13 protein-coding genes are annotated in these 14,717 nt (G+C 37.4%); 1 reads left to right on the forward strand and 12 read right to left on the reverse strand.

Annotated features, from left to right (window positions below):
* Window positions 1-41: 41 nt before the first annotated feature.
* The 10 genes from B2107_RS12740 to B2107_RS12785 all read right to left on the reverse strand — a co-directional run bounded on the left by B2107_RS12740 (window position 42) and on the right by B2107_RS12785 (window position 12,453).
* On the reverse strand, window positions 42-1,229 hold the full coding sequence (locus tag B2107_RS12740; RefSeq protein WP_293956033.1) for a glycosyltransferase family 2 protein: 1,188 nt from the start codon (window positions 1,227-1,229) through the stop codon (window positions 42-44).
* A 9-nt stretch (window positions 1,230-1,238) separates the two neighbouring features.
* Window positions 1,239-2,153 (reverse strand): glycosyltransferase family 2 protein, encoded by a 915-nt coding sequence (locus B2107_RS12745; protein WP_293956034.1) that lies wholly within the window; start codon window positions 2,151-2,153, stop codon window positions 1,239-1,241.
* Window positions 2,131-3,348: an O-antigen ligase family protein gene (locus B2107_RS12750; protein ID WP_293956035.1), complete on the reverse strand. Its 1,218-nt coding sequence runs from the start codon at window positions 3,346-3,348 to the stop codon at window positions 2,131-2,133. Before B2107_RS12750 ends, B2107_RS12745 begins: the two co-directional genes overlap by 23 nt.
* Before the next feature lie 225 nt (window positions 3,349-3,573).
* Entirely contained in the window at window positions 3,574-5,733 is a 2,160-nt protein-coding gene (locus B2107_RS12755; RefSeq protein WP_293956037.1) for a GumC family protein, read from the reverse strand.
* Window positions 5,734-5,735: 2 nt separating this feature from the next.
* Window positions 5,736-6,467: a TolC family protein gene (locus tag B2107_RS12760; protein ID WP_293956039.1), complete on the reverse strand. Its 732-nt coding sequence runs from the start codon at window positions 6,465-6,467 to the stop codon at window positions 5,736-5,738.
* Between the two features lie 129 nt (window positions 6,468-6,596).
* Entirely contained in the window at window positions 6,597-7,790 is a 1,194-nt protein-coding gene (locus B2107_RS12765; protein WP_293956041.1) for a sugar transferase, read from the reverse strand.
* On the reverse strand, window positions 7,790-8,155 hold the full coding sequence (locus tag B2107_RS12770; RefSeq protein WP_293956043.1) for a response regulator: 366 nt from the start codon (window positions 8,153-8,155) through the stop codon (window positions 7,790-7,792). The genes B2107_RS12765 and B2107_RS12770 overlap by 1 nt, the downstream gene beginning before the upstream one ends.
* Before the next feature lie 137 nt (window positions 8,156-8,292).
* Window positions 8,293-10,533, reverse strand: a complete 2,241-nt coding sequence (locus B2107_RS12775; protein ID WP_293956044.1) for an LruC domain-containing protein — start codon at window positions 10,531-10,533, stop codon at window positions 8,293-8,295.
* A gap of 247 nt (window positions 10,534-10,780) precedes the next feature.
* Complete coding sequence (locus B2107_RS12780) at window positions 10,781-11,611, reverse strand: helix-turn-helix domain-containing protein (RefSeq protein WP_293956045.1); 831 nt, start codon at window positions 11,609-11,611, stop codon at window positions 10,781-10,783.
* Between the two features lie 362 nt (window positions 11,612-11,973).
* Window positions 11,974-12,453 carry a hypothetical protein gene (locus B2107_RS12785; protein WP_293956046.1) on the reverse strand — a complete coding sequence of 160 codons (480 nt, stop codon included), beginning with the start codon at window positions 12,451-12,453 and terminating at the stop codon, window positions 11,974-11,976.
* 138 nt (window positions 12,454-12,591) lie between these two features.
* On the opposite strand from B2107_RS12785, the gene B2107_RS12790 reads away from it, so the two are divergent.
* Window positions 12,592-13,206 carry a hypothetical protein gene (locus B2107_RS12790; RefSeq protein ID WP_293956047.1) on the forward strand — a complete coding sequence of 205 codons (615 nt, stop codon included), beginning with the start codon at window positions 12,592-12,594 and terminating at the stop codon, window positions 13,204-13,206.
* A gap of 10 nt (window positions 13,207-13,216) precedes the next feature.
* Here the strand turns inward: B2107_RS12790 and B2107_RS12795 are convergent, their stop codons facing one another.
* Both B2107_RS12795 and B2107_RS12800 read right to left on the reverse strand, forming a co-directional pair.
* Window positions 13,217-13,897 (reverse strand): helix-turn-helix domain-containing protein, encoded by a 681-nt coding sequence (locus tag B2107_RS12795; protein WP_293956048.1) that lies wholly within the window; start codon window positions 13,895-13,897, stop codon window positions 13,217-13,219.
* Window positions 13,898-14,033: 136 nt separating this feature from the next.
* On the reverse strand, window positions 14,034-14,480 hold the full coding sequence (locus tag B2107_RS12800) for a response regulator (protein WP_293956049.1): 447 nt from the start codon (window positions 14,478-14,480) through the stop codon (window positions 14,034-14,036).
* Between the last annotated feature and the right edge of the window lie 237 nt (window positions 14,481-14,717).

Consider the following 14,717-nt stretch of genomic DNA (forward strand, 5'->3'; position numbering starts at 1 on the left):
CCCCATATCAGCTTCATTACTTTAATACCGTAAATTTCATGCTACTTCTGTTTATTTGGTAAAGCACCATGCTCCGTATGAATAAAAGTCGATCGTCCCGAACGAAAATGGATTATACTGCTCATCATCGCTAAAAATATACGCGGCAAGCTAAATATTGCCCACAGAAGTTGTGTTGTGTACAACTTTTTTGGAACTGCCAAAGCTAAACCCATTACATACAAAATAATTAAAAAACCCCATTTAAAGGAAGAAATATCAGACGCAAATAAAGATCCCAAAAAAAACAAAGGAATGATCCCAAGCATTATAATGCGAGGTGGCATGGACCATTGAAAAATCTTGTCTATTAAAGGCCAATTACCGGTAAAAATTGCGCTACGCGTCTGCTTAATAGCATGGCAGAAAATATCAATTTGTGAAGCGATCCAACGCCGCCTCTGTTTAGAAAAATCATCACTATACTGAATCTTTTCATCTAAAATGACAACATCTTCCAAATAGGTAGTGTTTATTCTATCCATTAACAAAAAATATTCTAAAAATTTATCCTCCCCCATCGATTTGATCTGTACTATTCGCTGCTTAAACCAATTAAAGTCGAATGCCATACCCGATCCGATCAATGCTGCAGGTAGACCAAGGCGAGCATGCCCCAGGCGAAATATAGAATTGTTAATTTCTTCGCTCACACCATCCAAAATTGCTGTTGCTGTTGTATTATTTTTAGCTGTCCGATGGGTTTGAATTGCTTTTGCTCCACAAGTAAAAGCATTATTGAGCTTACTGAGAAAGTCAGGAAAAACAATATTATCCGCATCCATTACAACAACAACATCAAATAACTGCGCATCCAATTGAGACATTGCTGTCGTTAATGCTGCGGCTTTCGAACGTTCTGTTCCAGTGGGATGTATAAGCGAAACACCCAATCGCCGAAGGTGGTCATTTGTCGCATCTTCCATAGCATCAGAAATGACAACAATTTCAAACCTATCAATTGGATAATCCTGCGCCTTAAAACTAATAACACTTTCCTTTATAACATTATCCTCTTTATAGGCCGGAAACAATATGGCAAATCTTGCTAATGGTTCAGCTTGCGGAAAATTAATTTTCGGTTTTATTCTCGATGCAAATGCAAATAAAACGACATAGCCTACCCACAAAGCAAAGGCTATGAAAAATAAAAAGTCTATATACCAAAAGACTGTTATAAGTATACACATATAGATTAATTAACGATGTCCCGCAACAATCCAGCGACAGGCAGACAAAACTCCTTTAATCATCGCACCAGATTGTTTAAACTTCAATTTAAACAAAAGTAAAGACAAATGCATTGGAAAAGCAATTAAAATCAAATAACTCAGTGCTATCACCCGCAAAATATATTTTCTTTGCCTATAGGCAAATATTATTCTATTTCGTGTAATATAATAGGTTTTAAGTGGACTATCGATTCCAGTGGAAGCACTTTCCAAGTGAAAAATCTGAGCACTAGGGAAATAATACAATGGAAAATATTTGGTTATACTGGTGGACCAATCAAGCTCTTCATAATACAAAAAGTAGCACGTAGGCATGCAGCCAACATATTCGATTACACGCTGAGGAATAAACATTGCGGCACCATGAAAATAAGGAATTTGAGCAATTTTATCATATTGACCATAATCTATTTCCTTGTATCCAATTTGTTTGTTTCTGATAGTGATAGGTGTCAATGGTGTACTTCCTGCAAACTGTATCAAATTACTAGGATTGTGATACATTATTTTAGGAGATAGCCCCCCTACATTCGGGTTTGATTCACAAAATGAAATCATGGCTTGAATTTGTAAGTCGGCATTTCTAGGTAACAATGTATCATTATTAATCAAATATAAATAATCACCACACGCAAGTTCAAGCCCAATATTATTTCCTCCCGCAAATCCCAGATTTTTAGACAAATACTTACCCTTTACAAATGGATACCGCTGCAAGATTAACTCAAATTCATTGCTATCTGAAGCATTATCAATGACGATTACTTCAAAACAAAAGCTGCTGACGTTATCAAAGATCGTTTGCAACAGATTCAATGTATCGTTTACACCATTATAATTAACAGTAATAAAGGAAATTCTAGGATGCGACTTTTTGTTCATTCTGCTGCAAATATGGGCATAACATTGCCATAGCCATCAATATATATATAGTCTCCCCAGTTGGGAATTGATGCAAAACTTCGTTTCCATACCCCGCTAACATCATGCCTGCAATTCCTGCTGCTGACGCACTACAAAACCCGCGGAGCATTGGATCCTTCAGTTTAAACCAAACAAAATAAAAGCAAATCGTTAGACATGAAATCCAAATCAACACATAGAGGATCAATCCTATCACTCCAGTTTCTACCCAAATAAAGACAAAAGAAGTATCTGTTGGCAGCCCATCCAAAAGGTCCCCCTCACTAGCATTCTTGGCAGACCCCAAACCCAGACCAATTGGATAATTACGCATAAACGTTTTCATTTTAGCCTGGTTCTCCTTCCGCAAATTGAAAGATGCATCCTCTTTAAATTGAAAAGCTGTTCTCATCCTTCGAATATCAGCATTACTGTTTCCAATATTGGTTAAAGATAGGAAGCCAAAGACTAATGTAAATAATAGAGATCCCCAAATGACCAGACGCCACCGTTTTAATAACAGAATATAAAATGCATAGCCAGCAATTGGTATGGCCATGGCAGATCGGGTCCCCGATATCAACATGCCATACATCGCTAGGACAGCAACTACACTGTATAAAACCCGAATACTTCTACTTTTCTCATAGATAAACAAAATGGAAAAAACAACCATACCGAGCCCCATGTGACAACCAAAATTAGCGGCATCGGTAAAAAAAGAAAAATAGCGGATGCCACTATAGATGAGGTGGGTGTGAGCCCCCAGCGTGTAAAGCCAAATTCTCTCATCCGTATCAAAGCCGATAAACTTTTGTCCAATAGCTTTTAGTGCGGCTAAAAGCACTAAAATCGCCCAAAAAATAAAAAATGACCTAAGCTGAGATTTATCTTTAAATATATAATATACTAAAAATTGAAATAAACAAAGATAGAGCGCTAGGCTACGGATCGAAGCCAGCCAATTACCAAATATACTCGCTGGATTAAATACTTCAACCATGCAATATCCTACCCAAGCTAGACAAATAAAGAGATAGAGCGGTATTTTCAACTTAGCATTATAATTTCGATAAAGATGATTTAATGCGATTACTATAAAATTAAATAAAATCACCAAATCTACCATAATACTGGGTGGTACAGGAATACGTACATAACGTAATAATCCCATAATAAAAAAGCACACAGCAAATAAGAAAAGAAAGCTGATAAACGGATTCCGGATACAAATTATTAGAAAACATAGAAGAAAAGGAGCCAGCGCAATCCCAACACTAGGCAGTAGCCCCCCTGATATGGCCAAAAAAGTAATCAGCGCACATCCAAGGACAGCTAACAATTTTAAGCCAATTTTATCAAATAAAACTTCCTTTGTCATTTCCTTCTACCGTAATGCCTAAGCTTTAGATGCGGTAATTCCCAATTGAGAAAATCTATATTCCAATTTTCTTAAAAAGCTGTACGGCGGCAACATCCCCGTAAATGTCTCTGTAGCGAATCGATCTGCATTCACTAGACAGATTAATACAGGTACTGTTCCACTGCGTAAAGCAAGCTCCTTGAAGAGTTCATCATCTTCTTCCTTCCAAGCAGACTCTGCATCCAGTAGCAATAGATTTACTGCTGCCTGAGCAAGATAGAATGGAGGTACTGGAATATTAAACGAACTTGTATGGCCTACAAGCGTAAAATCATTTCCCCCTTGTTTGATGCGTTCTAATAGTGTATTTTCAATCAAAAATTCTCGTGATTTAGCATTAAAGTCTTTGGCTTCTTCCAGTATCCCCACTTTAAGACCAATCGTTTCCCATTCCTCTTTGATGTAGCGCATCACATTCCCACTATCAATCGCTTCATCTAGCTTCAATACATTGATAAAATTGACTGCATTTCCACGTTTAAAATAGCCGAACAACTGATTTGCTAATGATTTTGATGCCATCTTTTTAATTTGTTCACTATAGCGCCCCATTTTTTTATACGGAAATGCACCTATCACATTCCCTTTTGTGACACGATCAGTCCTTTGCTTATCACGTAAAGTTCGATCGAGCAATTCCAAAACCAAGATACAGCCCAATAAAAACACCAAAGTAGCAAAATAGGTTCCCATAACCAGCATCTTACGCTTGGTAGGTTTGGAATTAAGTGGATAGGTTGCAGGATTAATTACTTTTAATGTGGCAGCGCTCATTTCCAGACTCTTAAGCCGAAGGCGAGCAGCGTTCAATCCTCCCAAAACCGAAAGATAACTCTGTTCAGTAAAATTAATACCCCGTTCTTGACGTTTAAGTAATGAACCTATTGGAGAGTAATGCGAATACATTTTATCCAATTCAATTTTAAAATCATCCACCACTTTAATATCCGCCTGCGCCTGATCCAATTTTAATAATTCGTCTACCCATTGTGCAACATAGTTTGCGTTCGGATAGCCATTTTTCGTATATTTTTGACTAGAATATTCCTGGATAAAATTGCGGAAATCCCGTTCTTGATTTCTCAATTTCGATTTAAGTCCCTCAAGTGTTGACGCCGAATTGGTGACTGTAGTTTTCAATGAATCAGGACGATAGGACTCAATTTGAGAAATAGAATAGTTTAAGTCCGATATATCATTCATTTTAGCCAAAAATTGCGCATTATTTTTAATACTTTTAATATTTGCATCAATGCCTGATTCTAATTGAGCGATACTCACCTGCGCTCTGTTACGTGCAGATAGCGCATCTTGTTTCCGGATCTCATAGTCCTTGTCCAAAATTGTAACAGCTTCAGTCTGCTTATCATAATGGATAACGCGATTTTGAACATTGAATTTGGTAAGAGAATCTTCTTTCATGAATAAATCCTTTCCAATTCTTGCCAATTCCGCTTCAAAATATTTTATTACATTATTGGTATTGCTATATTGAAGGGTTTTATATTCATCTGCGAAAACTTCACTCAATATATTTAATGTTTGATAGGTGATCCCAGCATCATTATTCTCATAGTAAACATGAAGAATATCGCTGTTGTCAATCTGTTTAATATCAATTTTGCTAAGTGCACCATAACTAAAATACGGATGATTCCAATTAAATAAGCCATAAACAAAGTTTTTGGCATCCATTTTTTCGTACCTTTTTAAATTTTCGACAGTACGTTCTTCCGACGTTTTATCAATTAATTTTTTGACTGCCGAAGGTGTAATATCCAACAATTGACGAAAATGAGCACTTGAAATATAAACATTGTCTCGTTCAGGGTCGCCATTGATCATGGTTCGGGCGAACAGCTTTAACGACACAACGCGCATAGTCTCTTTTGAACCAATGGTGTTAATGACATTTAACAATGAATTTTTAAGGATATTCCAGTCTTGCTTACCATCTTGACTAAGCTCAGTCCCGTTAGCGGAAATGATACCTGTATAAATGGTCATATCGGATTCATATTGTCTATTCATATTCCTCGTGAAATAGATAACAATTCCCATGACCAGCAATGGCAATACGATCAGCCACCATTTAAACCTATACAAGGACTTTATAATGTAAATTACTATACCCATCTTTACTTGCTGATAATTTTTGTTCTACTTAAAATTTCTAAATGCAAAAGTTCAGCGGTTATCGTGCTTTCAGTCAACTTATAAGCCTCATATGCTTCCACTTCCATTTTCTTTGCTGCGTTTAAATCCGAAATTCCTGCATGCCCATTAGCAAAATCAGCCTCCACAGTTTTAAGCTGTGCTTCCGTTAATGTTAAATTTTCTGTCTTCTTTTTCAATATCGACATTGCATTGGTCAATTTAACATAAGAATCAATGATGCGAACCTTCTGTTCGTCAAACCATTTTTCCATTTCTAATTCTGTTGAACGACGCTGCATCTTTTGCCTTTTGACACGATTCGACCGATCAAAAACGTCATCAAAAGGCACTGAAACAGTACTACTTACAAAAAGAGCATTCTGCTTAGCTCCAGAATACTGATAAAACAAAGGCGTATTTTGATCTGTAAACATGGAATTAACACCTATATTTCCATACTGCCATGATCCCCCCACCTTAAAGTATTTTAACCAGCTTCTTTTCTCAGATTTCAATAGATTATCTTGCTCCATCATCTTAGATTCAAACATTTCTACACTTGGGCTCCGTTTAGCATTTTCAAAAAGTTCTTCAAGTGAGGGAAGTAAAAGTTTAGTGTAATCTAAACTTCCGGCTGTTTGTAGTACATTTTGCGCATGGCTGAGTAAACCACAAGTGATAAAGAACAAAAATATTGGGATAATTTTCTTCATATTCATACAAAACTTTATGAGGGCATGGCCCCATTATATTTCTATTTTATTATTCTTCCCTAGTTCTTAAATAAAAGGCTTGTACCGCCCCAAAACATCAGTTCAATTTAAAGTAAAATCATCGATAAACTAAACATCAGCTTTTTGGATAAATGCAGAAAATGTTTTATACAGAATTTTCAAATCCATCCAGATCGAATAATGCTTTGCATAATCTATATCAAGCTGAATCCTTTCCTGATCGGACATGCTTCCGTTATCTCCTCGCTTTTCCACTTGCCATAATCCCGTAATTCCGGCGGGAGCCATAAAACGCTCAACACTATCATCTGTTGTCAACATCTCCGCCTCATACAAAGGCAAAGGCCTATTACCAACAATGGACATATCTCCTTTGAGAACATTAAATAACTGCGGAAGTTCATCTAGACTATATTTGCGAAGAATACGGCCGACCTTAGTTACCCTTGGATCCTTTTCCAACTTAAAGAAAGCAGCCTTTTTTTGCTTACTTCCAGTATCAAACCCTTTAACAATCACTTCATCGTCAATTAGAACATCACGAAGATCATCTAACGTAAAATCCAAGGTATTTTCATCATTCTGTATAGTGAGGGGAAATGAATCAACATGCTGTGTAGCATCCGCATATTGATTTAGAGCCATATACTCTTTCAGTCGCTTATCCGCATCCGGATACATTGATCTGAATTTATAGAAATCAAACATAAAATAACCCGAACCAACCCTTTTGGACTTATAAACTGCTGATCCCTTGCTCTCTAACTTGATTGCAAAAAAAACGAACAAAAGAAGTGGAGAAAGGAATACGATTAAGACAGATGATACAACAATATCGAATATCCTCTTACCAAAAGGAATACCAATTTGAGGAAAAGAAGGTGTTACAATTTCAAATTTTTCACGCTGAGCGGTAGCTTCAAAAAATAAATGGATGTATTTTTTCACAGATTGAAAGACATCCGGTTGTGCGGAGGGGCTAATCGTATTCGTAATTCCAGCATCAAAATAAGACTGTTTCTCAAAACGGGAAAGATCATTGCCAACCAAAACAAGCAAAGTATCCTTATTGTGTAGGAGCAGTTTCGTTAATTGCCCTAAGTCTTTGACAAGGCTTTTGCCCTTCTCATAAAACACAACGGAAAAAATTTGATCTTTTTGCTCCTGAAAATATATATCCATGGCCTCGAACGAGCTAAAAAACTTCAAATCAACACCCAAAATATCTTGGAGTTGTTTATGAAAATAATCAAAAGTTTCGATATTATCACCAAAATATATATAATCACTATATTGAGGCATTATTTTAAAGCTTTTTTAATCCGTAACTTTAACTCAAGTGGATTAAAAGGTTTCAAAATAAAATCATCAGCTCCCGCCTCGAGCAAATTGATCCGCGTATTTGAGTTATCCTCACCGGACAAGAAGATAACAGGGATATCTTTCAAAAACTCGTTTTGCTTGATCATCAACAATAAATCGTAGCCATTCATTTCAGGCATTGTGTAATCGGATAGAATAAGGTCTACTCCATTTCCCGCCTTTAACCAATTGTAAGCATCTAGTGCATTATTAAAGAAGCGAAAGTCATAATCCGCATTTAGGTATAGCGTAATTAACTGACCTATTGCCGGCTTATCATCAATTATTACAATCTTCTTTTTCATGAATTTGCTACGTTTTTTAACTATAAGTAACCAGACAAATTGTGGATGCTATATCAAAATCCATTCGATAAAGTACCTCAAAAAGCGAGGCTCTTTATCGAATGGGTTTCCTTTATTCCCCTAGCATCGACCTCTTTCTACTTCAAATACCAATCGAGATTCTGAGAACCGCCACTCAACGCCCATCCTTCAAATTTCGGATAAACTCCAGTTATTTTCTTATACTCATTTGGATAAATGAAAGATACTGGAACACATAATCCCCAAGGCTCCCCTTTAGATGATTTGAATGGATCATTAGCAGAAAGTCGTCCTTTTGAAGTTTGATTCTCAACCAAGGCTTTGTTCATTTTATCTGTACCTTTGTATCCAACCAAATGAATTTCACTTCGAGAATTCACTTTATATCCATTTGTGACAATAAATGAGTTCAAATCAGCATATGTAAAATTATCCAAAGGTGTAGTAAACTCTATGACAACCTCGGATTCAACAGGCTGATAACTACCATTTACCGTAGAAATAAATTGCGTATCTGAAATACCAAAGGCACGGTGCGCATCATCACAAATTGTAATCACGGCGTACTTCTGATTAGACTCGACACCATTTGAACCTAAAGGTAAGTTCTGTCCAACCAAGTTTGTATTTGAATATTTTACGGATTTTACGTTAGTCGCTAATACTCCATCCAACTGAATAGCTGCAGCTAATCTATTTTTAGCCCCAACAGATCTAATTTTATTTATCAATTTAACCTTAGTAACTTTATTAGCTGCATTCTGCACTTTCGTAATTGCTACATCCACCACAAAGTCATTCATATCATAATCCCCAATCGACGGCCAATTATCTTCAAATGCATACGAATAAGTACCTAAATTAACCTCAGTAACAGTTTGGTCTGTCGGATTGCCACCAGAAGCGTTATTACCACCGGCGTTACAAGAAGTCCCCTGAATCACTACGGTCGACTTATCGTAAGGGACCAATTTCGCTGGACTATTGACCACATAATATGTACTCCATTGTGCGTTAGCTGTATGATCTGAGCAAGCTACCTCTAAGTTACCACCATACGTAATGGCCATCCACTGGTTGCTTACATCAACCTTTTTGAGACGGGCCAATGCCTGACCCGAAGTCGGTCCAGTCATGGTGCTCGCCTGGCTGTTAAATTTAGCCAAAGTCTTCACATCCAAAATAGAAGCTGCTGCTAAATTGATTTTCGTACCACCGGCATCTAATTTATCTAAACTTAATAGAGCGCCTTGAGCCACCGAAATTGTCGCACCATTGGTCGTCAATGAATTGATTACTGTATGACAAACAGCCTCCAACGTTGCATTCGTCAAGGTAGCGTTCTGTACAGTAAGCGTTCCCTCATTACGCACCACCGTACCGTTTGTAGTACTGCTCAGATTTTGGATTGTAGCCACCCCATAGTTGGTAAAATTACCATTAGTGATATCTGCTTTATCCGCAGTAAGCGTACCATAATTGACATACAGCGTATTATTTTTTGTCTCCATTTTGGAAAGTGAAGCCGATCCATAGTTGACAAAGCCACCCACCGTATTCTGCGTTACATTAACGAGGTCAATGGAACCCGCCTGCGTAATATAAAGTCCGTTATTGCTTCCAAGGTTCAATTCAAAACTTGTATTTTTCCATGACCCCTGCACGTAAATTTTTACATTGCTAGTACCATTGTTCGCATCGATTCTACCTGTAAAGGTTACACCAGATTTAACTACATACGATTTATTAGACTCGACAGAAATAGTTGAATTGCCCGATAGCGCTATTGCATCGGAAGGAACTACAACCGGTGTAGCTTCCACCGCTGCCGCTCTTAAGCTGCCACTTGCCAACGTCGTACTCGTCTTAGCGCCGCGCAAAACACTCGCTTTACTAGCCGAACCCGCGCTGATGCCACCCACATTGATCGCATTTTGCTGCCCCACTTCAATCATACTGATTGCGGCAACACCAAGTGGAGAAGTCTCTCTTAAATAAATATATTTTGCGAGTGTTGGAATCATGAGCTTACCAACAAAATCCTGCCCGGATTTTGCCTGACCCGCAGCCAACACATTCGCCCCACTACCCAACGTCGGATCATTATCAAAAAACTCCACCCGATAAAAGTATTTACCGCTGAATTTATCGTCAACTGCAACGCGCACATCGACAGCGCGTGTCGAATTCCACATAAAATCAGTTGGGACATTAACGCCAGCAGGAAATAAGGATGAAGAATCGGAGCCTGCAGTAGTATCGTTGTACAAATCCTTTACTTTCGAACAACTTGCCCCGAAGAGCGTAATCCCCGCAAGACCCACCAAGAAGAGATTAAAGCTTTTTATGTTACACATAATTAAATAATAATAGATCAATGTTAAACAATTCTATCAGTCGACCGAGACAGGACTTTAATATTTGGCTTTTATACAATACTATTAATGTCGAACTGCTTGAAGCAAAGATATAACTAATTTTAGTGAGTAAATGACAAAATGCGCAAGTCCAGTATAAATTGCAAATCTTGTAGTGGTTCAACTACACTGTCGCATAGAAAACTACAAAACTAGGTTATAGTTAAATAAAGATATTTTAGGAATATTATCCTTGCCAACGTTTACGGTACTCAGTTGGCGTCAAGGCCGTTTCTTTTAAAAAAAATGTACTAAAGTTATTAACGTCTGCATAACCGAGCTCCCAAGCAATCTGCTTAATGCTGAGTGATGATTCAGTAATCAGCTTTTTACTCACTCGAAGCAACTCTTCGGTGATCAGCTCTTTTGGCGTGGCCCTTAGCACATCTTTCGTTAAGTTAGTTAGTTTTTTAGTTGCGATATTTAGCTCTTGAGCATAGAAAGCTACACGTTTTTCTTTTTTTACATACTGCTCTACCAACTCCTGGAAACGTCTTACGAGCTTTATATCTGCACTCTGCCCCACCAGTTCATCCGACTGTCTATCTTCAGCATATATCGCAGCTAAGAGTACAATTTGTTTAACAATATTGTGAGCCAAATCGCGATATATCACCTGATTATAATTCTGCTTAGATAGTTTAAGCTGCATACCCACAAATTCATAGTAGGTTGCATACTCCATAGGCACACGCAACACATGGTAGTTATATTCGTTTGTATTAAAAGATTTGAAGTTTCGCAGAAAAGCAGTATCAACCGCCGTACGGGCAAAAAAACTTTCCGAAAAATAAATAATTAGAAAAGGTCGGGACTCATCTGGGTTAGCTTCAATTTTTATCCCCTTCGGAATCAACACCAGACAGTATTCTTCAATTTCTTTAATCTGATTATTGATCCGTATACTACAACCGCCCTTTGATACAAAAAGAACCACATAATTTTCTTTTGCTGTTGCATCCGTTACTTCCGAAGGCTCCTGCGCTACACCAATGACCCGCTGAACTCCAAATTCCATAATTATTATTTACTGCATATAAGGCCTGACAACCATTTCGTAATGCTGAAATAGGGAGCAATTTAGCAAATAAATCCCGAACACAAAAAAATGCATTTTCAAACCTTGAAATGCACTTCAAGTATAACCCTGATATAACATGAACCCTTAAACATATTCCCAAGCAGGCAATCACCAACTACATGTAAAAAACTATAAAAGGTGCAGGGACAACAACAAACAAGAAATTATTTAAAATAAGTTTGAACTACAGATGTGCATGCAAATTGTTTCCTAACCAACTAATCTATCAGGCAAACCATTATCACCATCCACCCTCATTTTGAACAAATTATGTTAACCAGATTATAGATCTATATACATTATAACTTGAAAAGATAAAAAATTGTAATATGAACAGAAAAAGTAATCAAACTTCCAAAAAATAGATAATGTGCCGGATCCAATAGAAAATTAAGCTGAATTTGCGAAGCCATTCTTTCATTCGAAAAAGGAAAAGTAATCTCTACATCCTTACTATCAAATAATAGCCAATTGTAACTATAATCCGTTGTTCCCGATAAGCCATCATTCAGTGTTGTTTTTCCATTCGCTGGAAAATCTTCCAAAAAAGAAGGTTTAAACTGAGGATGTATTCCTTGGAGCAATGAAGGCAAATAGGGTTTATTTAATAGTGTGAGCCATTGCTGCCGGTATTGCTCGAGACTGCCGTTGACTTCAGCCAACTCGACAGCTCCCCCCCGAAGAGCAATAACAGCATCAAGTCTAATGCCAGTTACAGAAAATAGAATTGCGCAAAATAGAGATTTTGCACACGATAATCCACAGTTTTTACACCCCATTATTCATTTTATTCAACTAGCTTTGATCATCAGTTTTCAAAAAACGCCGCATTAGACCCTAGTGTACCTATTCAAAGGTATTGACTAAATCGTATTGTAAAACGCTCTTTAGATAAAATTGCAGTGAAAAGATTAAGTATGGGAAAAATATCAGATCAGCAATTAGCAGAGATAATTTCAAAAAGAATACTGGAAATCATAAATTTAACCGGGCTGACCATCGAGAGCCTTGCCAGTCTGGCTAATGTTTCCACATCAACTATCCGGAGTGCTTACCGTAAAAACAGTTCACTATCTGTAGACAGTCTATCAAAAATATGCTTACCTTTTACTATAAAGCTTTCAGACTTTTTTGATACAGCTTTATCGTTAAAAATTGAAGTAGAAAACCTGCCCCATTTGATGTACTTGAAAAAACGCCTTATTGTAAATGGAGAATTAAAAAACTCCAAATTACCTATAGATGAAAGAATCAATCGGAGCGAGCATCACAGGAGACAGCGAGCACTCATTGCCAATATTATCCTCCAATCCAATTACTTTGAGACCCCAAGAACAATCGATACGATGATCCGTGATTTTAAAAAAGAGTATCATATAAATTTCACTCCCGAGAGATTATACGCCTTACTTTTAAAGCATTTAGGCAGTGGGCTGCTCAACAAAAGGGCTTTACCGAAATTAGCTCAAAGAATGCCAGCCAGTAGACGCCCTTACCTCTACTTTAAAAAAGAGTCGAAAAAGCAAGGATAGACTCCCCTAATTAAATCAGACGAAAGGAAAGCGGATTGTTGCCTGTCTGTCGTTTAAAAAAATTGCGAAAATTAGATTCATCCGAGAATCCCATTTCATAGGAAATCTGAGATATCGACAGATTAGTATGCTGAATATAGCGCAAAGCCTGCTCAGTGACAACAGTCGATATGACACATTTAGCCGATTTACCGCTAACAGACAAACACAACTCCGTCAGCTTCCGTGGCGAAAGGTGCATACGGTCCGCATAATATTGTACACTGGTATGCTCGCGGTAATGCTTATGTAAAAGCACGGAAAATCTATTAAATGACTGAATAGATGTAGTCTCTACAGATGACCGCACTATGTCCAACGTTAGCATTTTTTGATACCCGTCTAGTAATAAAGATTCAAAGCAATGATGCGCAACCATCCTATCGATTGCACAATCCCCAGTACATCCTTGCAAACGCGCCACGATAAGTTTCTTAAAAACCAGATATGATCTGCATTCACGCATTGACAGAAAAGGTTGATTTCCAAAAAATAATCCCGAATGCAGTATTTCAGTATCATCTTTCGACCTTTCGTAAAAGTCTGCTGTGAACCACAGCAAGTATCCTTCTGCAACTTTAGCTTCAGCAAGCTCGACTTCGTATTGTGGTCCGATGAATATGAGTTCGTTTGCAGCAAAATCATAGGACAATCAACCAATTTTTATACGGACAGGCGAGCAGGTACGAATAATTGAAAAAACCGAAGCATTGTGCAGCCTCTTACTAAGATGACTACAATATTCAGCGAGATGAAGCACATCAAACTGCCGCTCTTTTTTTTTTTTCCTATAACTGATTTACAAAATTCCATTTCCTGAACAAATTCTTCTCAAAATCAATAATATCCAGATTTTCACAGAGCATAGTATAATGATAGATAGAGTTCAACATCTTTCGGGGAGATTGTTTTGAAAAAACAAGTTTTACACCACTATCCAAAAATCTCTTTTTTTCATCTGCACTTTCGCTGGCAGAATAACCAAATAAACGAATCATCGGATACCGACGTCGCAATAAACGAGCCGTTTCCATACCGTCCATCTCCGGCATATGCAAATCCAGAATACACACATCTGGATGATCGATACTCTTCTCAAGGAGATGAACAAGCTCCTTTCCATTGTGACAAGAATATAGCATCTCATAGTTCCCCATTTCGCGAGCCAAATGTTCAATTACTTTCACGTGCAATACATTATCATCTACAAATGCAAGTTTTAATTTACTGTCCATGGAGGTGATTGCTAAATTATAAATTTGACACCTTATAATCTACACGATGGCTGTGCTTAAATTCACGATTGAAACACATGTACATTGACTTGTCGAAACTTTCCTGTATAATTAAAAGCATTTCAATTTTAGGCGCGATATATCTCTGTTTACTACTCATATTTAGGTCAATTATAATTTTTTCTACAAACTTGTACGAGCTATTTTAATTGTAAATTATTAGTCTAATTCAGACTA

This window comes from Sphingobacterium sp. UBA7855, from assembly GCA_002500745.1.
In the GTDB taxonomy this organism is placed as follows: Bacteria; Bacteroidota; Bacteroidia; order Sphingobacteriales; family Sphingobacteriaceae; genus Sphingobacterium.